Raw genomic sequence first — 21,121 nt, forward strand, 5'->3', positions numbered from 1 at the left:
GGTAGGTTGGTTTACATACAGTAGCTAAAAGGTCAGGTTATTTAAGTAGGTCGCATCATCTTTTACGCATTCAATGGGCGCTTTTTCATAAGCTTCCTGTTCCACGATGTAATGTACCATGCCTTCCGTACGCGCCTCCGCCAGGATCTTTTTGAAATCGATAGAGCCGGTACCAACGATTACGCTCAGGTTGGGCTCGCCCGGGGTTGGAGCAATGTCTTTTTTCCTGTCTTTGATATGGCAAAGCTTAAAGCGGCCGTTGTATTTTTTTAGCCAGGCAACAGGATCCTGCCCGGCGGTTACTACCCAGTAAATATCCATTTCAAAATCCACCAGGTCTTTGTCTGTATGCTGCATGAAAATATCCTGCGGGAACTGGCCGTCCTGTAAGGTAAAGCTGTAATTGTGGTTATGATAGCCAAACCTTAACCCGTTCTTTTTGCAGATTTCCCCGGCCTGGTTAAATTCTTCAGCAATCTTTTTATAATCATCCAGTGTTTTCTGCGGGCCTACCCAGGGACAAATGAGGTAGCTCATACCAATCTCAGCTGCTTCTGCGGCCTTTTTTTCAAAGTCTTTTTTATAATCGCAGTGGCTGCTGACGATTTTCATCCCCAGTTCATCCATGTACTGTTTAAATCCTTTATTTCCCATACCCCAGAACATGCCTTGCTGGCCCTCAAAGCTTTCAATTTCCTTATATCCGAATAATGCCACCTGTTTTAAGATTCCTTTGGGATCTTTGGGTAAATCATCTCTTAATGAATACAACTGTAAACCAAGTGCGGCAATCCCTGCCGGCTCTGCATTGAGGCTGGTTGCGGATTTACCGGTAGTATCAGCACCGGACTGCTTTTCATTATTGTTTGCAGAGTTACAGGATGCGATCAAAGACGGAGCTGCAAAAAATCCTAAAGCAGCACCTCCGGATAGTTTGAGGAATTTTTTTCTGTTATACATGTTTTTCTGTTTGTTTAAATAAAGTTTTTTTATACATCGCAGGTTAAGACGGCATCTTTTAACGCCTGCAGCCGGTCTGCCTCCGTTTTACCTGTTGGAATGAATTCCTGGGCCACATACCCCTTAAATCCTGTAGCCAGTATGGCCTTCATTATAGCAGGATAGTTGAGCTCCTGATCTGCATTTAATTCATGCCTGCCGGGAACGCCGGCCGTATGATAGTGTGCAATATACGGGTGATGATCGCGAATAGTGGCGATCACATTTCCTTCATCTACCTGCATGTGATAAATATCATACAGCAGCTTAAAATGATCTGAGCCAAGACGCTTGCAGAGTTCAACGCCCCAGGCGGTATGGTCACACATATAGTCGTGATGGTCTACTTTACTGTTCAATAGCTCCATTACAAGCGTTACCTTATGCTTTTCTGCCAGGGGAAGGATTTTTTTGATGCCATCCACGCAGTTATTCAGCCCTGTTTCATCGTCCATATTGCGGCGGTTCCCACTAAAGCAGATGAGGTTTTTATACCCGGCTTTTGCCACCAGCGGAATTCCTTCTTCATAATCTTTAATTAATGAAGTGTGAAATTCTTTACCTGCAAAGCCATCTGTAAGGCTTACTTTACCCGGTATGTAACACATAGAGCAGGTAAGGCCGTGTTTCCGCAGAACAGGCCAGTCTTTCGGAGCCAGCAGGTCAATGGCCTGCAGTCCCATTTTTTTTACGGCGATGCACAATGTTTCCAATGGCAGGTCGCCAAAGGTCCACTGGCAAACGCTATGATTAATATTTCCTTTTAACTGCATTTCCGTTGCTTTCTTTTCTGAGCCGGAGGCCCAAAGATCTGTACTGTGCGCTGCGGCTGTTGTAAGGGCAAGGGCTTTGATCATTTGCCTTCTGGAAGTTTTTCTGTTCATCATGGCTCTACCTGGGCTGCTGCTTTTGATTTATCCCTGAAGGCAAGGGCAAATAATAACATTACTACTGCCGCAATGCCGGCAGGAATAAGCCATACCATTTTCCAGTCGGTGCTTCCATCGGCCATTTTATAATGATCCGATATATAGCCGGCTACCCAGAAACCGATCAGCATGCCCAAACCATAGGTGGCAAGCGTTATAAGCCCCTGGGCAGCGCTCTTGTATTTTTCCCCGGCCTTTGCATCGGTATAAATCTGCCCGGACACAAAGAAGAAATCATAACAAAGGCCATGAAGCGCAATACCAATAATTAACATAAATGCCAGCTCACCTGCATTGCCGTAAGCAAACAGCACATAGCGAACCGCCCATGCCAGCATCCCGATAAGGATCGTGTTTTTAAATCCAAAACGTTTAAAGAAAACCGGCAGCAGTAAAAGGAACAATGCTTCAGAAACCTGGCCGATGGCCATTTTGGCGGTTGCATTTTCCAGTTTTATAGCTGTTAAAAACGGGTTGGCATTCTGATAGTAAAAAGCCAGGGGAATACAAATAGCAATAGAAGCTATGAAGAAGATCAGGAAGTTGGGGTCTTTCAGCAGTTTTAATGCATCCAGGCCCAGGATCTCGGAAATTTTGGCGGTAGTGCCTTTACCCTTTGGCGGTGTTTTGGGTAATGTAAAGCTAAATAATCCCAAAAATGCAGATGCAATGGCGGCCATCAGGAACGTATTGCGCAGCGTATCTCCCTGCAGATTATTCTGCTCATTATCCCAATGAAAAAAGCTGATGGCTACACCCGCTACAATCCACCCGATGGTTCCGAAAACGCGGATCGAGGAAAATTGTTTTTCAGGATCCTGTAGCTGGCGGAAGGATACTGAGTTCACCAATGCCAGTGTGGGCATAAACAATACCATGTATATAAATACATAGGGATAAAAAACAGCTACATTTTCTGCTTTGAACATCAGGTACATTAAGCCGGCACCGATCAGGTGCAATACGCCTAAAATCCTTTCAGCATTGAAATAACGGTCGGCAATAAGGCCAATTATGAAGGGGGCAATAATAGCTCCCCAGGATTGTGTGGAAAAGACCTTTGCGGTTTCAAGACCATCTGCCTTTAAATTGGTTCCCAAAAATGTTCCCAGTGTTACAAACCATGCTCCCCAGATAAAAAATTCAAGGAACATCATAAATGATAGCTGGATCCTAATGCCTGATTTCATGTGAGATTTTTTAGTTTTTTTGGTCACATGGAATTACACATAAAAATTTTTCATTGCGTAAAATATAAACCTGCCTGAAAATTTTTATGCTTCATTTCATACCAATGCTTTCGTTAAAAATTAGATAATAAAATATTGTTTAAAGGCTAAATGTACTATTTTTTAGTTCTTGTTAATCAATCTGCATCTTTTTTTTATTGCGGGATATAAAGATGATTTCCCGTAGGTATAATTTTTTTGTAAGAATGACGTTTATTGCGGTAGCGGCTATAATGTATCAGAAACACATAAAAAATTTAAAACGTATTATTTGTTTCAAAGATTTTGTACTTTTAGCCACTTAATATTAATAACGATACAGAAAATTCAATTTTTTTATGACTACGCTAAAAGGCCCGGGTATTTTTTTAGCACAGTTTGCCGGAGACCAGCCCCCTTTTAATGATCTGAAATCTATTTGTACATGGGCACAGTCGCTCGGGTTCAAAGGAGTGCAGATCCCCACTAATAATGATCAGTTCATTGATCTGCAAAAGGCGGCGGAAAGTAAAACTTATGCTGATGAAATAAAGGGATTGGTGAAGGAATGCGGCATGGAAATAACTGAGTTGTCCACACATTTACAGGGGCAACTGGTTGCAGTGAACCCTGCATATGACCTGTTGTTTGATTCTTTTGCGCCGGAGCAATTTCATAATAATGCCAAAGCCCGCACAGAATGGGCCATTCAGCAATTGAAATATGCAGCAAAAGCATCCCAAAACCTGGGGTTAAATGCACATGCCACTTTCAGCGGGTCCCTGTTATGGCATACGTTCCATCCGTGGCCGCAACGCCCTGCTGGTCTGGTAGACGAAGGCTTTACCGAATTGGCACGGCGCTGGACACCGATCTTAAATGAATTTGACGCCTGCGGTGTTGATGTCTGCTATGAAGTGCACCCGGGCGAAGATCTGTTTGACGGGGACACTTATGAAATGTTCCTGGAAAAAGTGAACGGCCATCCAAGAGCCTGTTTGCTTTATGACCCATCTCATTTTGTATTGCAATGCCTGGATTATATAGCCTATATTGATATTTTTCATGAACGTATAAAAGCATTTCATGTAAAAGATTCCGAGTTTAACCCAACCGGTAAAAAAGGCGCTTTTGGCGGTTATCAGCCCTGGCTGAAAAGAGCCGGCCGTTACAGGAGCCCGGGAGACGGCCAGGTTGATTTTAAAACCATTTTTTCAAAGCTGGCGGAATATGATTTTAAAGGATGGGCGGTTATGGAGTGGGAGTGCTGTTTGAAGAATCCGGAGGACGGCGCAAAGGAAGGCGCTCAGTTCATAAAAGAGCATATTATACGGGTAACAGATAAGGCTTTTGATGATTTTGCAGCAACCGTAAAAGATGATAAGCTGAACCGGAACGTTCTGGGTATAGATTAATATATTTACCAAATACAATAACGTACAAAAAATGAAGAAAATTATTTTATCAGCCGTAATACTGGCAACCATGGCCGCCGCCTGTGGCGGGGGGGGAGAAGAGCAAAAAAGTGAGACCTCTGCATCTGATACAAAAACTGAAGCGCCTGCTTCAGATAATTCATCAAACCCGGATTATCAGAAAGGGCTGGCGCTGGTTGGCCAGTACCAATGCATCACCTGTCATAAGATCGATGAAAAGCTGACAGGGCCTGCTTACAGGGATGTGGCAAAAAAATATGCAGGCGCAGATGATGCCACTATTACCAAGCTTGCCCAAAAAGTCATTACCGGCGGCAGTGGCGTATGGGGCGATATACCTATGACCCCGCATCCGAATGTTTCTGAAGCGGATGCAAAAGCAATGGTAAAATATATCCTGTTATTGAATAAATAGCCTATAAATAAAAAATATGAGCAAAATCTTATTATTGGCCACGGCATTCGGGCTTGCAGCGTGTTCCTGCACAGGGCAAAAAAAGGCGGCACAGGATGCCCTGCCTAATACGCTTTCAGCAAAAGAAAAAGCAGCGGGGTGGCAACTGCTGTTTGACGGTGCCACCACAAACGGCTGGCATGTGTATGGCAAGGAAAATACGGCAGGTGCCTGGCAGGTACAGGACGGCGCCCTTCATTTTAATGAAGAAGCAAAAAAGTCTGGCGCAAGCGGCGGCGATCTTGTTTCAAATGATGCCTATGACAATTTTGAGCTGCAGGTAGAATGGAAGGCTGCTTCCGGCACCAACAGTGGTATTATTTTTTTAGCACAGGATGATAAGTCAAAATACCCGGCGACCTATTTAACAGGGCCTGAAATGCAGGTATTGGATAATATAGCCGCCGATGATAATAAAAATACCAAGCACCTGGCAGGCGCCCTGTATGACCTGGTAGATGCGAAGAACACTTCACATCCGAAACCTGTAGGAGAATGGAACCAGGCATCTATTAAAGTACAGAATGGCAATCTTGAATTAAAGCTGAATGGTGTAGTTACCGCTAAGGTTACCATAGGAAGCCCGGAATGGAACCAGCTGATCGCTAATAGTAAATTTGCCAAATGGCCTGATTTTGCAAAATCCAGGTCCGGACATATTGCTTTGCAGGATCATGGTCATAATGTTTGGTTCCGCAATATTAAAATCAGGAAACTGTAAACAGCAGACCCGTTTGCCGGTACAATCTTTTTCAGGCGGTCATTTTATGGTCGCCTTTTTTGATCATGTTCTTTCCCTGCGTGTTATACGGAACCGCTATCCATATTATCTTTCTATCACAAACGCATTTCTTTTCCGGCCAGTCACAGATCGTGGTGCTGCCGTGTTTTATATGCATAACCATCCGGGATTGTTTTAGTAAAATTATACCGCGTAATATCAGCGGATATCCGGAAAGCCAATTTAGAGCAGGCCAGCTGATGGTTTCCGTCATTTACCATTTACCGGTGAGATCAATAAATTAATTTTAGTTATAAAGAAATAAATGTATCTTAATACCTTAATAAAAACCCCAACTATGTTTGATGAAATCCTGAACGCAGTAAAAAATGAACTGGGAGGCCATCCCGATATTGCCGGCAATATTACTCCTGAGCAGGAGGCGGCCCTTCATGATGAGCTTGCTAACCATATTAATAACGCGGCAACAGCCGGTGAGACCACAGGCGGCGGATTACTGGATACTTTAAAAAATGCAATAGGTTCCGGTGGCACTGCTGTAAATGCAATTGAGGGTGGCTTAATCAATTCACTTACCACAAAACTGGGTTTGCCACCTGCTGTAACCGGTGCTATAGCTGCTGCACTTCCGGGACTGATACAGAAATTTGCCAACAGGCAACAGCCACAGTAGTTCTTAATGGCTTACATCAGACAATCCGGGGAATAAAAAAATCCCGGATTGTTTGTCTTTTCCAACAAACCAGATAGTTCCTGCACCCGGATTGAGCTAAGAGCTTGCTGCCCCATTTTAACAGGAGTAACGGCTCCTGGCTGACTGCGGTCCGGTGTGCCGGTACATGATCAGATCCGTTCTTTTTCTTCCTGGTTACTGCTGGAATGTTCTGATGCCGTTGTCTCTTTTTTCCCGAATTTGAATATAAACGTGAGGGAATAATTCCGGTTGAGCTGCAGGGTGGCATATTTTTGCCGGATGCCGTTAACAAAGGTGGTGTAGGAGGGGGCACTGGTACCAAACACGTCCTGCACACTGGCATTGATCGATAGCTTTTCTTTTATTAAAGCGGTCGTGATGCCCAGATCCAGGTTCCAGTACGCATCTGACCGGTTTACTAAAGCAACATCCGGAAACTGGTACCAGAAATTTGCATCGGCAGCAAGTGTTTTGCTGTTATTCAGATAAAAACTATTGCTGCTTGAAAAATAAGCCCCCCATCCTTCCATATCTGTTATATAGTCCAACTGCGATCTGCCCTGCGTATAATAGATATTCAGCAGGTTATTGCTTTCCCACCAGGAAAAAGCGGCAAAGCGCCGGTTTTCTGAAATACCCAGGCGGGTGCTGTTTACAAAATTCCTGGGTGTGCGCAATACAAAATTGGTATCTGCACGGGCTATCGTAATATCGTCAAACCCGTTATTGGTCAGCGCCACAAAAAGCGCACTGGTCCATTTGTTTTTATAGCTGTGCTGCAACTGAAAGTTACTGTTGTACTCGGGTTGCAAAAACGGGTTGCCCTCATAATAACTGTATGCAGTAAGCAGGGATTTATAAGGATTGAGATTCCAGAACGTAGGCCGTCGCACCCGCTTATTATAAGTAAATGAGAAGGTGTTGTGATTGTCTTTTTTAAAACTGATCAATGCGTTGGGAAAAAACTTTATATAGTTGTTTTGCCTACCCTGGCTCAGAATGTAGGAATAACCTGTAGTTTGTGTCAGTTCGGCCCTCAGGCCGGCCTGCAGGCTCCAGTTACGGATGTCCCGGCCGGCATTGGCATACAGTGCCTGGGTGTTTTCAGTGTACTTGTATTCACTGCTAAGTTCGGGATCAAAAACACGTTCGTTGTCCTTTACCGTGTAATACAGCAGGTTATCATATATATTGATAAAATTGATCTTTCCGCCTAACTGAAAACTGGCAATTTTTGCCGGCAGCACCACATCGGCCTTCAGTGTATAAATATTGATGTTCTGCAAAGCGGTGTTATAATAACGGGCAGTAGAAGCGGGAATCAGTGTACCATCCGGTGTAAATGTTTTGCCGGTAAAATGGCATTCATCTGTACGGAAAAATGTCAGGTAGCTGCCATCCAGTGAAAAAGACTTACCGGTTGAGTCCAGTTTTGTCTGGTAATAGACGTTGTATGATTGTGTTCGGGCCAGCGGAACATAATCTGCATAAGTAGTCAGAAAAGAATCAGTTGTTCCCTGCTGATTGTAAAAATGATTGCGTACATAATCGGCTCCGCCTTCAAAGTACCTTGAAAAGCCAACTGTAAACCCGATCGTTGATTTTTGAGAAAGCCGGTAATCAGCACCCGCATTTATTGCCAGGTTATTTTGTTTATAGTCGCCGGTATCGCTCATGATCCACGAACGGTCCGGGTAGTATTCTTCCCAGCGAAAGCCATAGCGGTGCCGGATGCGGAACATATTGGCATTTGCATAAAGCCTCCATTTACCGGAATTATAGCTGATATTGCCTGTTATATCCATACCGGGATAGTGTTGCCATTGCTTATAGCCTGCCTGTACGCTTCCGCTATAACCCTGTTGACTGTTGCGTTTGGTGATGATATTGATGAGCCCTGCATTTCCGGAAGCATCATAAGCAGCTGAAGGATTGGCGATGATTTCTATTTTTGAAATGGTGCCTACCGGGATCGATTTCAGGTAATTCACCAGATCTTTTTGTGAGAGCTGGATCAGCCGCCCATCCTGCATCAGTTGCACCATTCCTTTCCCCGGAATGGAGAGCTGGTCGTTACTGACCTGGATACCCGGGATTTTATTGAATGCATCGGCCATATTACTGCCGGTAATGGTTGGGTTATCTGCCAGGTTGATGATGGTCCTGTCTGGCTGCACCTGAATCAGTTTTGTACGGCTGCTGACCGTAACATTGCCAAGAGTGATGCTATCAGGACGCAGGATCAGCTTTAATGTAGTATCTTTTTGTAAAATAAGACTGGCAAGGCTGTTCTGATAGCCAATAGCGGTTACTTGCAGCAAATACTTTTCTCCGGCTTTTAATGCGGAAATACTGAATGTTCCGTCATGGCTGGTCGTTATGGTTTGGGATGATTGCTGTGGCCCGTACCATTCCATTGTTGCATCCGGCACCGGGATTCCGGTGTTATCCTGAATTTTTCCCTGAACAGATACCTGGGCCTTACAAAACAGCGTATGGAATAAGAATAAGAGTACATACAGAAATTTTCGCATCCGCCAAAAATAAAGAAACTGCTTTTGCCGGAACAATTACGGTTGTTTGTACAGCCTTAGTTTCCCGTGCTGTAACGGCGGTTAAAGATGTAATAGAGCAGCAGGTTCAGGATTACCAACAGGGCGCACCCGATGCAAAACAAGGCCCAGCCGCCTTTGTTCCATAACACAAGCCCTGCAGCGGAGCCCGAAGCAGCACCCACAAAGCTTACTGACATGAAAATGGTATTCAGCCGGTTGCGGGCTTCCGGAACCAGTGCATAGATCCGTGTTTGATTGGTTACATGAATGGCCTGCTGGGCAATATCGATCAGCAGGATACCGACAATAAAAAAGAAGATATTTGATCCCCAGAAGTAAAAGAGCACCAGGCTGACAATCTGAAGCACAAAGCCATTTAAAAGATTTTTTCTGGGGTTTCCTTTATCACTAAGCCGGCCCACCAGTGGTGCTGCCATAGCGCCCGCTGCACCTGCTATTCCAAATAAACCGATCTTTAGTGTTTGAAAATGATAAACGGGGCTGGCAAGATATAATACCATTACTGTCCAAAATCCGCTGATGATGGCAAAGGCTATAAAGTTGATCATTGAGGCTTCTCTCAGCACCGGCTGTGCGCGGATGTATGCAAACATTGAACGCATCAGCGTTGTATAGCTGCCATTAAAGCGGGGCCTGCTTTTGGGCAGCCGTATAGCCATTACTATGGTCAGCAGTAAACAGATACCTGCGGCAATAAAGAACATGGCCCGCCATGTTAACCATTGGCCAATGCTGCCGCTTAACGCACGTGAAGCTAAAATGCCTATCAGCAGCCCGCTCATAATAATCCCAATGTTCTTTCCCCGTTCCTGGTCGCTGCTCAGGTTGGCAGCAAGCGGCAGTATCAGCTGCGGAACAATAGAGCAGGCACCGATCAGGAAAGAGGCTGCCTGCAATAACCAGAAGTGTCGGGCAGTTGCAGCTAATAATAATGCAAAAACTGCCGCAATGGTTGTTAAGAGTATTTGCTTACGGCGTTCCAGCATATCGCCTAAAGGAACCAGTAAGAGCAAACCTACGGCATAACCTGCCTGTGTAAGGTAGTTTACTTTTCCGGCTACGGTCTCTGATATTTTAAAATCTTTTGCTATTAATATGATCAGTGGCTGACAGTAATAGATATTAGCAACAATTAGCCCGGTGCTGATGGTCATTAATAATACATCTGCACGGCTTAAACCCTGACTGTTATCACTCATAGACAAACAAAGATAAAGTGTCAAACGCTTAGTTACTGTATGATTGTCTGTGAAAACGTTTTAAAAATTCCATCCTGCCTTCAGCCCCCAGAAGCCTTTGGTGCCGTCTTTCATCCAGGCTTCATATTTTGCCTGAAAATCGAATCCCAGTACGCGGAGCCCGACACCCGGTGAAAGCAGGAACGCTGATCCTGAATAATTTTTACCTGTATAATTAGCGCTGCCGGCTTCCAGTTTCAAATAGAACAGGGGGATAGGCCGGTATTTGACACCTACTCTTACAGGGATGGCCTGCAGGTCTTTTACTTTATACCGGGTACCGTTTTCGTCCGTAACGTCTTTGCCACGGAAATACATATACCCTACAGAGCCGGTAGCTGCCCACTTTTTTATAAGACGGATATCTGCATTGAGCCCGACACCGCCTCCCAGTTTAAAATTCTTTTGGAAATCACCGGTGGGAAAAGCAAGTTCACCGTAGGGGCCGAGGCTGAAGCCTTTCCATTGTGCTGATGCCTGCGAAAGGTGAAGAACAAATAGAATGAGCAATAGTAAGAAATACTTTTTCATGCTTAAAGGGTTTTGATAAATGATATTTACAATTATCGGGCCTGCTTTACTAAATGGTAATCCCAACCGGCGAGCTCTTTGAAAGCGGCTGGGTTTACCCTGCTGATCGGGATAGCTTAAATCAGGTATTTTCAACGCATTACGACCGGCTTGTTTTTGAAGAAGTATTTTAACCTCAAAGTAAACCATATGCAAACTGACAAATTAATTTTATTACTGTTTACTGCAGCTCTGTCATTTAGTTGTAAAAAAGGCGATCCGGGGCCGCAGGGCGCTACAGGGTAACGTAACCATGCCTTCCGCTATGTAATCATTCCAGGGGTGTAAAACCGGCGTTGGCCAGCAGGAGCCTTAATGACCTGAGCTATGAAGAGCTTTGCAATACATTCAAAATATCGCGGTAGGAGCAGAAACCTTCATAAAAAATACCGTCAATGCTTTTTTAAAAAACCACATTGACGGTATATTATGAATCCAAGCCCTTGGTAAAAATGCGGTACCTGGCCTTAAAGGCTTTTCAGGCTTTCCTGCAGCGCTTTTATTTTTTCCTCCGCATCTGCTTTTTTCCTTCTTTCAATTTCCACAATCTCAGGCTTTGCATTTTGTACAAAACGCTCGTTGCTGAGTTTCTTTTCTACTGATATCAGGAAGCCCTGTAAGTATTGCAGGTCTTTTTCCAGTTGTTCTTTTTGTATGCTGGTGTCCAGCTCTGTTGCCGGCATAATGAAGAGCTTGTCCTTACCTACCAGTACGTTAATACATTTATCAACAGCTTCTGTTGCAATAGTAACAGCTTCTACATTGGCCTGGCGCTGTAGGATCGGCGCAAGGCTGGTATAATTTTCCGGTTGTGCGGTCTGTACAAACAGTTTTACCGGCTCCTTGCTTTTAATGTTGTTTTTAACGCGGGCGTCGCGGATGGCGGTAATGGTTTGCTTCAGCAGCTCGCCCTGTGCCAGTATATCTTTATCTGTGGCCCGTACAGGCTGGTATTGCTTTACAGAAAGGTCATCATTTTGTTCGCGGAGGAGGTGGTAGACCTCTTCCGTAATGAACGGCATATAAGGGTGCAGTAATTGCAGCAGTTCCTCAAAGTATTCAATAGTTGCCTGCAGTTTGGCACTGCTGGTAGGCTGGCCCTGTGCGGGTTTCTGCCATTCCAGGTACCAGGAGCAGAAATCGTCCCAGATCAGTGAATACAATGTTTTCAGTCCTTCGCTGAGGCGGAACTCGCTGAAAAGGTTTTCCATTTCGGCCCTGGCCTGCTCAATGCGGTTACGCATCCATGCGGCAGCAATATCCGGTTCAGCAGTTGCTTCTTCGGTGATGCCGTTGGGATTATTCTGCCACATACGCACCAGTTTGAGCGCATTCCAGATCTTATTATTAAAATTGCGGCCCTGTTCTAAAGAGCTTTCGTCAAACAACAGATCGTTACCCGCAGGAGCTGAGATCATAATGCCGAAACGCACTGCGTCGGCACCGTATGTGTTAATGAGTTGCAGCAGATCCGGTGAGTTGCCCAGTTGCTTGCTCATTTTGCGTCCCAGCTTATCACGAACCATGCCGGTAAAGTATACATCTTTAAAGGGAATTTCTTTTTCATATTCCAGTCCGGCCATTACCATACGTGCTACCCAAAAGAAGATGATGTCCTGACCCGTTACCAATACAGAGGTGGGGTAGTAGTAGCTGATGTCGGCGTTGCCGGGATTGGTGATACCATAGAACACTTCACTGGGCCACAGCCAGGAGGAAAACCAGGTATCCAACACGTCGCTGTCCTGCTGGAGATCATCAATGGTGATTGGTGAATGGTCAATGTTTTTTCCGGGGGCACTATACATTTTTGACCATTGCTCAAACGCCGCTGCTTTATTTTCTGCCACTACAAACGTTCCGTCCGGCGCGTACCAGGCCGGTATCTGCTGCCCCCACCACAGCTGGCGGCTGATGCACCAGTCTTTCACATTCTCCAGCCAGTATTTATAAGTAGCCAGGAAGCGGTCGCCGGGATGTATTTTTATAGCCCCATCTACCACTGCTTTTAATGCGGGTGCTGCCAGCTCCTTCATTTTTACAAACCACTGGGTAGAAATGCGAGGCTCTACCACGGCATTGCTGCGCTGTGAAAAACCGTTCTTATTTATAATATCTTCAGTTTTTACCAGGTTACCTGCTTTTTCCAGGTCCGCCACAATTTTTTTACGTACATCAAAGCGGTCTTCACCTATGTACAACTGGGCAGCTTCACTCAGGGTGCCATCTTCATTTAAGGTATCAATGATCTCCAGATGGTGCTTCAGCCCCAGGTTATAGTCGTTGATATCATGCGCCGGGGTGATCTTTAAGGCGCCGGTACCAAATTCCATATCTACATACTCATCAAAAATAACGGGGATGCGGCGGTTGACCAGGGGCACAAAGGCATAGGCTCCTTTCAGATGTTGATAGCGCTCATCATTCGGGTTTACGCAGATGGCGGTATCTCCCAAAATCGTTTCCGGGCGGGTAGTGGCAATGGTGATATAGCCTTCCTGTCCGTCCAGTTTGTATTGCACATAATACAGCTTGCTCTGCACCTCGCGGTATTCTACTTCCTCATCGCTGAGGGCGGTCTTTGCGGCCGGGTCCCAGTTGATCATGCGGGCCCCGCGGTAGATCAGCCCTTTATTATACAGATCTACAAAAACCTTTATAACGGCTTTGTAATAATGGTCGTCCATGGTAAAGGTTACCCGGTTCCAGTCTACGCTGCAACCCAGGCGCTCGATCTGGTTATAGATAATGCCACCGTATTTTTCTTTCCACTCAAACGCATATTTCAGGAATTCTTTGCGGGTAAGACTGTTTTTATCAATACCTTTTTCCTCTTTCAGCATTTGCACTACTTTGGCCTCCGTGGCAATGGACGCGTGGTCGCTGCCGGGCACCCAGCAGGCATTAAAGCCGCTCATGCGGGCGCGGCGCACCAGTATATCCTGCACGGTCTCATTGAGGGTGTGCCCCATATGCAACACACCGGTAACGTTGGGAGGCGGGATGACCACGGTATAGGCCGGGCGTTCATCCGGGGTGCCTGCCGGTCCGGTAGGCAAGCTGTTAAAATACCCTTTTCCCTTCCAATGCGCGGTCCACCGGGCCTCAATTGCTGCTGGCTCAAAATTCTTTGTTAATTCCATAAGGCGGCAAATTTACTGCATTTTGTTCATAGGAATCAACGTAGGGGTAAGGAAGGTTTTCTGCAGATAGCACAAAGGGATGACTCAGGCCCGCACAGAAAAACCCGTAATATCAGCGTTGATCTGCAATAAATTTTCTGCGTACCGGACCCGGGAGAAACAGTTCCCGGGCTGGGATTATATAAAGTTGGCTCCCTTTTTAGATGTAAAGCTTTTACAAAAATACATGGTAAAAATCATGCTGTTGGCAGTTAGGAAAAAGTAGAAAATAATTGCTATATTGTTCCGATTTTATGGATTGAATAACCAGTAAAGCATTAAATCCAAAAACCTGTTTTATAAAAGACTAGAATGATGAGAAAATATACACTGCTTATTGTGTGCGTGGCAACCTGCGTGCCAACCCTTTCCCAGAACAGTTATCAAAAAGCATGGACTGCATTGAACAGCAACGACAGGGCCTCGGCTACTGTTTTTTTAAAAGAAGCGCAACAGGACCCTCATACGCAGGGCCGGGCATATATTACCAGTTTGTTGCTTCAGGCGTTTAACCGGAACGAAGAGAGGATTACCGGATTTGCTGATTCTGTTTATGAGCAAATGGAAGATCCCTATCCCTATATATATGCCCTGTGGTTTAACAGGGCCGTTACCGGTCCGCATAGTGTTAAAAAAAAGCCGCACCAGCTGAAATTGCTGCATAAGCTTACTGCCGACAACAAAGCTCCGGTTTCATTGAGAACCTCTGCGAACTATGTGCTTGCTTATAATGAGCTCCTGTCCGGTAATTTTTCTGCAGGTGCTCCTTATATACAAACCATCCATTCTATTCGCAACTGGCAATATGCAGGGCCTTTTGAAAACCTGTCCGGCAGCGGTTTTTATAATGAATATGCCCCTCTGAAGTACCCTGAGCCGGAATCCGTTTTTAAAAATGCTTCAGATGATACCATAAAATGGTTTACCCCTGCTTTTGAAAATAATGACGGATGGATGGCGCCCTGTTTTTCAATACCAGGCAATACCGGTATTGTCTATGCCCAGACTTTTGTTGATGCGCCCGAAGAAAAAAGCATAACACTGAATATGGGATTTTCGGGGAACCTGAAACTATGGCTGAATGACCAGTTAATGATTTTGGAACCGAGGGAACGGCTTACCGACCTCGACGCTTATAGTGTAAAGGGTGTGCTGAAACAAGGAACAAACCGGATACTGGTGCAACTGGGATATACCAATAATGACTATTCCAGCTTTACCCTCAGGCTCCTGGATGAAGAAGGAAAGCCTCTGGATGTAAACGGCTCCCCCGTTTACAAAGCATATCCCAGGCAGCAGGCTGTAACTGACACGCCGGCATTGCTGCCTCATTTTGCCGAACAATATTTTGAAGACCAACTGTCCGGAGACTCTTCTGATTTGCTCAGCTATGTACTGTTGGCAAGTTGTTATTCGCGCAGCAAAAAAACGGAACTGGCAAAACAGGTGATCCGGCAGGCCCTGGTAAAAGCTCCTGGCAACACCTTATTGAGATCTGTATATATTAATATACTTTCCGCTGAAGGAAATAACACGCTCCTTGAAGCAGAGAACGAACGCCTGATGCGTCTGGATAGTAACAGTGAATTTGCAATGAACCTGTCGATGCAGCAACTGAATAAAAACCAGAAATATACCGAACTGGAAAATAAACGGAGCCGGTATATACAACTATACGGAGAGAATGAAATTTCAGACAGGTATGCTATCCTGGCAAAGGCAAAAGATAAAAAGCTGGAGGATATCATAAACATTGCGGAAAAAATGTACCAGCGTTACCCGGATAATCCTGAAATGCAAACAGCTATGTATGAATTAAGAAAGGCAACAGGAAAAGGCCCTGATGCAACGCTGGGAGTATATGAGCAATTTTTTAAGAATAATTTTCACTACGATGTGTTTTTCCAGTACCTGACTGCACTCCTGAATAACGGTAAGAAGAGCAATTACCAATTGCTACTGGAACAGCAGATAAAAAACTTTCCGCATGTGCCTCAATTCTACGTTACCCTGTCTGAATTTTTTCTCACGGAGAAACAGTATGATAAGGCTGAAAAATATGTGCTTATGGCGCTGGCCATCAGCCCTTATGCTGATGCTTACTGGAAATTGCTGGGAGATGTACGGAAACAGAAAAATGAGATAGCAGCGGCCCTGGAAGCCTATCACAGTTCCCTGAAATACAACCCTGATCAATATGAACTGATCATCAGTGTAAGGAAGCTGGAAGAAAAAAGCGAGGCCTATAAATTATTGCCCGTCGTTGATGAAGACAAAATCATTAACAGTGATGATTACAAGGGTACAGACAAGCAAAAAGCGGGATACTATTTTTTACTGGATCAGAGGGATGTGGTCCTGTATCCTGACGGAGGGAATGAGCAATATGTTACTTCCCTGATAAAAATTGTTAATGAAAAAGGCATTGAGCGGTATAAAGAAGTAACATTGAACTCCGAAAGCAACCAATCCCTGCTGATCGAAAAGTCGGAAGTGATCAAAAAGGATAAACGCATACAGGGAGAAAAGAACGGGCGGGATATTGTGTTCACCAATCTGGAACCAGGGGATATCGTTTTTATCCGGTACCGGCTGCAGCAATTTGCAGACGGGCATTTTGCAAAGGATTTTACGGACCGGTATTTCTTTACAGGTGATGTTTACTGCTATGCTTCCAGGTATACATTGCTGGCCCCGGCAGATGCAGCGATCGGGTTCCGGTTCAGCCGGGACAGCATCCGCCCGCAGATAAGCAAGGCAGAGGACTTTACAAAATATTCCTGGGACGTGCTTCATTCACTCCCCGAAAAAGAAGAACCGCTGATGCCGGGCCTTGTTGATGTTGCCAATGTAATGTATGTGTCTACAATAGCAGACTGGAATAAAATAGCTGCCTGGTACGCAGATGTGGTAAACTATAATGAAATTGAACCGGAAGTAACGGATGTATACAATACCCTGTTCCCCGCCGGTGCAAAATCCGAAAACCAGTTTGCCAAAGCCTGGCGTATTTATAACTATATTGAAAACAATATTCATTACAGTTCGGTAGCCTTCCGGCAAAGTGGCTATATTCCACAGAAACCTTCTGTTACCTTAAATACACAACTGGGCGATTGTAAGGACCTGTCCCGGCTTTTTGTAGCGTTGTGCCATAAAGCAGGGATAGCGGCTAACATGGTGCTGATTGACACGCGCAACAACGGAAACAGGGATATGCTCCTGCCTGCAATGGATTTTAACCATTGCATCGCCAGGGCCATGCTGGACAATAAAGAATATTTTATTGAACTTACTGATAATAATCTTCCTTTTACGGCCCTTTCCAATAATCTCTGCGGCGCCCTGATGCTGGACATTCCGGTGCATCCGGCTTTATCATCCCCTGGTGTTATGCACCTGCATACCGGTAACCGATCTAAAGATAAAGTAGTGCGTTTTATTGAAATCCGCCCTAAGGGAACCGATTTGCTGTACTACAATAAAATAATCAAATCGGGGCATTTGGCGGCAGACGTACGCGCAGATTTCCGGCATAACGATGAACAGAAGCGGCTCCGTGATATGGAAGAATCCGTGGCCCGTGGATACTCTACAGGAGTAAAGCTGAGCGGTCTTAAATTTGCCGGGTTGGATGGCCCGGCGGATTCAGTACAGTACGAATTTTCTTATGTTGTAAACGACCAGGTATCAGAGGTGGGTGCCATAAATGCCTTTAAGATCAACTACCATGATGTGGTGGCAACCATGGATCAGTTCCCTGCGGAAGAAAGAACCCTGCCTGTTGAATACTGGTCCTACGAAAATACGGATGCCTATGAAACCCGGGTAACAGTTTTCGCGCCGGAAGGAATGAAATTTACAGCACCCCCAGCTTCCGTTTCTTTAACCTTTAAAGACCTGGAATATACGCTGCGGTTTCAATTGATGGCGCCGGGCCGGTTGCAGGTTATTCGTAAATTCTCCAATAGCAGGCAACAGTTTTATGCGCCCGGAGATTATGAAGGCCTGCGGTCCTTTTTTGAAAAAATTGTAAAAGCTGAACAGAAATTTATAGGATACCAGTGATCACAGTGTTATGTTGGGTCAGTCCTGATAACAGGAACGATTGTTATTTGTGATGCTATCGTTTGATATTTTAGGTGCATTAAAGGGTTCGCAATACCGGATGATTTATGTGGAGTAATTCTGAGAGGTATGTTCGAACATCTTTGTAATTACAAAACCGCCAGGCTGTTTATCTTATCCTGGCCGATCTGTTTTACCATCGCTTCCAGCGAATCAAATTTTACCTCTTCTCTAAGGAACTGCTTTACATAAACCCGGATCGTCTGGCCATAGATCATTTTATCAAAATCAAAAATATTTACCTCAACCGTCCGTTTTTTACCGTTCACAGTAGGGCGCAGGCCAATGCTCATCATCCCTTTTAACCATCCGTCTTGCCCCGGTATCTTCACATATACGGCATAGACCCCATTGCCGGGCACGATCTTTTCTTCATCCTGCACTTTCAGGTTGGCGGTAGGATAGCCCAGTTCCCGGCCCAGCTTATCTCCGTGGATCACTTCACCTTCAAAAAAGAAGACATACCCCAGCAAATGGTTCGCAGTAGCCATATCGCCTCTTAAAATGGCCTCCCGTACTTTTGTGGAACTGATAGAAATATTATCCAGCACATGTTTGGGTATTTCCTGTAACTGGTAACGGTATTTCTCCTGCAAGGCTTCCAGCAGCTTATAATCACCCAGGCGGTCACGCCCGAAACGGTGATCATACCCTATAATAATGGTATGCGGGTGAAACCGGGCAATAAGGAAATTGCGCAGGTAATCTTCGGGCAACTGATTGGCAAAAACCTCTGTAAAGGGGATGATTACCAGGTGATTTACTCCCAGGTTCCGCAGCAGTTCAATACGTTCATCCAACGTTGTAATTAGGCGGAGGCCTAATATGGAAGAATGCACTACTTTACGCGGATGCGGGTGAAACGTGATGATCACAGACTCTCCGTTTATTTTTTGGGCCTCGTCTGTAAGCTGTTGTATTACTTTGCGGTGCCCTTCATGAACGCCGTCGAAAGTGCCGATGGTTACCACGGCGTTCTTAAATTGGGGTAACGCCTCAATATTCCTGTGAATCTGCATAAAGCGCAAAATTAGCTTTGAAACCCCAAACTTCAAACCTCAAATAACAAATCCTGCCTTATCTTCGCCGCTTTAAAGCGATCAATTAATGTCACTGTATTCCAAAAGAGGGGTTTCTGCACAAAAAGAAGAAGTGCATGCGGCAACAAAAAAACTGGATAAAGGCCTTTATGAAAAGGCATTCTGTAAAATTTACCCGGATGTGTTCATGAATGATGAAAACTGGGTGAGCCTGATGCATGCAGACGGGGCCGGTACAAAAAGTATTCTGGCGTATCTGTACTGGAAAGAAACAGGCGATGTAAGCATTTGGAAGGGTATTGCCCAGGATGCAATTGTTATGAACCTGGATGATCTGCTTTGCGTGGGCATTTATGACCGGCTGGCCTTTTCATCCACAATCGACCGTAATAAAACGGTGATCCCTGCTGAAGTGCTGGCCGAAGTGATCAACGGAAGCCAGGCTTTTTTGATACAATGAAGGATTTTGGTATTCATATAACCTATATGGGTGGGGAAACTGCGGATGTGGGCGATGTGGTGCGCACTATAGCAGTGAACGGAACCATGACGGCCCGCTGGCCCAAAAACAGGTTGATCACCAATGAGAAAATAGCCCCGGGAAATGTGATCGTGGGCCTGGCCTCTTTTGGAAAAACGGCCTATGAAACAGAATATAACAGTGGCCTGGCCAGCAACGGGCTAACCAGTGCCCGGCATGATGTGCTGAAAAAGGAGCTTGCAAAAAAATATCCGGAAACATTTGAGCCGGGGTTACCGGATGAGGTCGTATATATCGGCACGCATGGAATTACGGATACTGTTGAGGCGGAAGGCACTGCAACTACCATCGGAAAATTATTATTAAGCCCTACCCGCACTTTTGCACCGGTAATAAAAGCCCTGCTGGAACAGCATTTTGATGCCATTAACGGGCTGATCCATTGCAGCGGCGGCGGCCAGACAAAATGTATGAAGTATGTTCCGGGTCATGTAAAGATCATTAAGGATCATTTGTTTGAACCGCCTGTTATTTTTGACATTATTCAAAAGGCCAGCGGCGCTGATGCAAAAGAAATGTACCAGGTATTTAATATGGGCACGCGTATGGAAATTTATACCAACGAAAAGGATGCCGGTGCCATTATTGATATTTCAAGATCATTTGGCGTGGAGGCACAGGTAATCGGTAGGGTAGAAGCAGCTCCCCAACCATCACTGGAAATACATACAGGCGGAGAAGTAATCCTGTTCTGATTAAATAAAAGAAGCTGTACCGAAGAGATACGATACAGCCTCTTTACGATTATAGCTCAATTTTTAATATGAGATCGATGAACAAAAAATGAATATCAAATATTTGATTGTATAAGTTTTTTGCCCGGCTCACATTGTTTTTTATTTTTCCGCAGCCTCAAAAGAGGCGCCGGCCTGCCAGATACGGCATTTTACTTCATATCCGTCCGGTACAAAGATCACTACGGGCAGTTTGCTGTTGTAACGGATCAGTTCCGGCTTTGCCTCAACAAATTTGTCTGTTTTTTTATTATCAGGGCACGCCATCATGGTAGAAACAACTGTGCCATTGGTCTTAAACTCATAGTAGGTATATCCCCATCCCTGAAGCGTTTTTTCTTCTAACCGGCCATTCAGGGAGCGGGTGTTACAATCAGTGGGCATTACCTTACCGGCGATTAATTCCAGCTTCAGCTCCTTTTCTTCTGCCGGTGATGCAGGCACAGTGATTACATAACGTTTAAATCCCGGTTTTGCCTTTGGAAAATGAACCAGCTGACTTTCTGCATCCTTATTCTGAACTGTTGTTACTGTTTTTTTACTGCTGCCACAGGACAATAAGGTTATTACCAGGCCCAGGAACATTACTAACTGATTTTTTTTCATTAATACAGGTTTATTGGTTTTACATAAATATAAAACGGAACTCT

General features: G+C 44.9%; 17 protein-coding genes. 7 read left to right on the forward strand and 10 right to left on the reverse strand.

All coding sequences use genetic code 11. The features are described 5' to 3' along the window. Positions 1 to 24: 24 nt before the first annotated feature. The 3 genes from A8C56_RS08595 to A8C56_RS08605 are packed head-to-tail and all read right to left on the reverse strand — an operon-like array spanning position 25 to position 3,118. A complete protein-coding gene (locus A8C56_RS08595; protein ID WP_067754547.1) occupies positions 25 to 960 on the reverse strand; it encodes a sugar phosphate isomerase/epimerase family protein in 936 nt (311 codons plus the stop codon). Between the two features lie 29 nt (positions 961 to 989). Further along, positions 990 to 1,856: a hydroxypyruvate isomerase family protein gene (locus tag A8C56_RS08600; RefSeq protein ID WP_245645800.1), complete on the reverse strand. Its 867-nt coding sequence runs from the start codon at positions 1,854 to 1,856 to the stop codon at positions 990 to 992. A gap of 26 nt (positions 1,857 to 1,882) precedes the next feature. Further along, a complete protein-coding gene (locus tag A8C56_RS08605) occupies positions 1,883 to 3,118 on the reverse strand; it encodes a nucleoside permease (protein ID WP_067754553.1) in 1,236 nt (411 codons plus the stop codon). A 377-nt stretch (positions 3,119 to 3,495) separates the two neighbouring features. Between A8C56_RS08605 and A8C56_RS08610 the strand changes: the two genes are divergently transcribed. Genes A8C56_RS08610 through A8C56_RS08620 form a run of 3 tightly spaced genes read left to right on the forward strand, consistent with a single transcriptional unit; the run spans position 3,496 to position 5,747 of the window. After that, positions 3,496 to 4,551 (forward strand): sugar phosphate isomerase/epimerase family protein, encoded by a 1,056-nt coding sequence (locus tag A8C56_RS08610; protein WP_067754556.1) that lies wholly within the window; start codon positions 3,496 to 3,498, stop codon positions 4,549 to 4,551. Between the two features lie 31 nt (positions 4,552 to 4,582). Then, complete coding sequence (locus A8C56_RS08615) at positions 4,583 to 4,987, forward strand: c-type cytochrome (protein ID WP_067754559.1); 405 nt, start codon at positions 4,583 to 4,585, stop codon at positions 4,985 to 4,987. Positions 4,988 to 5,003: 16 nt separating this feature from the next. Then, positions 5,004 to 5,747, forward strand: coding sequence for a 3-keto-disaccharide hydrolase (locus tag A8C56_RS08620; RefSeq protein ID WP_067754562.1), 744 nt, complete (start codon positions 5,004 to 5,006; stop codon positions 5,745 to 5,747). 31 nt (positions 5,748 to 5,778) lie between these two features. On the opposite strand, the gene A8C56_RS24410 is transcribed toward A8C56_RS08620, so the two are convergent. Next, complete coding sequence (locus A8C56_RS24410) at positions 5,779 to 5,925, reverse strand: hypothetical protein (RefSeq protein ID WP_157097924.1); 147 nt, start codon at positions 5,923 to 5,925, stop codon at positions 5,779 to 5,781. Between the two features lie 180 nt (positions 5,926 to 6,105). Here A8C56_RS24410 and A8C56_RS08625 point away from each other — a divergent pair, with 180 nt between their 5' ends. After that, complete coding sequence (locus A8C56_RS08625) at positions 6,106 to 6,441, forward strand: hypothetical protein (RefSeq protein ID WP_067754565.1); 336 nt, start codon at positions 6,106 to 6,108, stop codon at positions 6,439 to 6,441. Between the two features lie 170 nt (positions 6,442 to 6,611). On the opposite strand, the gene A8C56_RS08630 is transcribed toward A8C56_RS08625, so the two are convergent. The 4 genes from A8C56_RS08630 to A8C56_RS08645 all read right to left on the reverse strand — a co-directional run bounded on the left by A8C56_RS08630 (position 6,612) and on the right by A8C56_RS08645 (position 13,989). Next, positions 6,612 to 8,996, reverse strand: coding sequence for an outer membrane beta-barrel protein (locus tag A8C56_RS08630; protein WP_084490414.1), 2,385 nt, complete (start codon positions 8,994 to 8,996; stop codon positions 6,612 to 6,614). Positions 8,997 to 9,052: 56 nt separating this feature from the next. Further along, the gene (locus A8C56_RS08635) at positions 9,053 to 10,237 is read right to left on the reverse strand and encodes an MFS transporter (protein ID WP_067754571.1); all 1,185 of its coding nucleotides are present in this window, start codon (positions 10,235 to 10,237) and stop codon (positions 9,053 to 9,055) included. A 60-nt stretch (positions 10,238 to 10,297) separates the two neighbouring features. Further along, the gene (locus A8C56_RS08640) at positions 10,298 to 10,807 is read right to left on the reverse strand and encodes an outer membrane beta-barrel protein (RefSeq protein ID WP_067761788.1); all 510 of its coding nucleotides are present in this window, start codon (positions 10,805 to 10,807) and stop codon (positions 10,298 to 10,300) included. 506 nt (positions 10,808 to 11,313) lie between these two features. Next, positions 11,314 to 13,989, reverse strand: coding sequence for a valine--tRNA ligase (locus A8C56_RS08645; RefSeq protein ID WP_067754574.1), 2,676 nt, complete (start codon positions 13,987 to 13,989; stop codon positions 11,314 to 11,316). Positions 13,990 to 14,340: 351 nt separating this feature from the next. Here A8C56_RS08645 and A8C56_RS08655 point away from each other — a divergent pair, with 351 nt between their 5' ends. Further along, positions 14,341 to 18,096 (forward strand): DUF3857 domain-containing protein, encoded by a 3,756-nt coding sequence (locus tag A8C56_RS08655; RefSeq protein ID WP_245645802.1) that lies wholly within the window; start codon positions 14,341 to 14,343, stop codon positions 18,094 to 18,096. A 149-nt stretch (positions 18,097 to 18,245) separates the two neighbouring features. On the opposite strand, the gene A8C56_RS08660 is transcribed toward A8C56_RS08655, so the two are convergent. Further along, entirely contained in the window at positions 18,246 to 19,175 is a 930-nt protein-coding gene (locus A8C56_RS08660; RefSeq protein ID WP_067761790.1) for a bifunctional riboflavin kinase/FAD synthetase, read from the reverse strand. An 88-nt stretch (positions 19,176 to 19,263) separates the two neighbouring features. Here A8C56_RS08660 and A8C56_RS25005 point away from each other — a divergent pair, with 88 nt between their 5' ends. Together A8C56_RS25005 and A8C56_RS08665 are read left to right on the forward strand one after the other, a co-directional pair. Continuing rightward, positions 19,264 to 19,656, forward strand: a complete 393-nt coding sequence (locus A8C56_RS25005; RefSeq protein ID WP_245645804.1) for an AIR synthase related protein — start codon at positions 19,264 to 19,266, stop codon at positions 19,654 to 19,656. Next, positions 19,653 to 20,432 (forward strand): AIR synthase-related protein, encoded by a 780-nt coding sequence (locus tag A8C56_RS08665; protein WP_245645806.1) that lies wholly within the window; start codon positions 19,653 to 19,655, stop codon positions 20,430 to 20,432. The genes A8C56_RS25005 and A8C56_RS08665 overlap by 4 nt, the downstream gene beginning before the upstream one ends. A 141-nt stretch (positions 20,433 to 20,573) precedes the next feature. Here the strand turns inward: A8C56_RS08665 and eco are convergent, their stop codons facing one another. Then, positions 20,574 to 21,077 carry a serine protease inhibitor ecotin gene (gene eco, locus A8C56_RS08670; protein WP_067754584.1) on the reverse strand — a complete coding sequence of 168 codons (504 nt, stop codon included), beginning with the start codon at positions 21,075 to 21,077 and terminating at the stop codon, positions 20,574 to 20,576. Positions 21,078 to 21,121: the final 44 nt, after the last annotated feature.

It is taken from the genome of Niabella ginsenosidivorans, assembly GCF_001654455.1.
Lineage (GTDB): Bacteria > Bacteroidota > Bacteroidia > Chitinophagales > Chitinophagaceae > Niabella > Niabella ginsenosidivorans.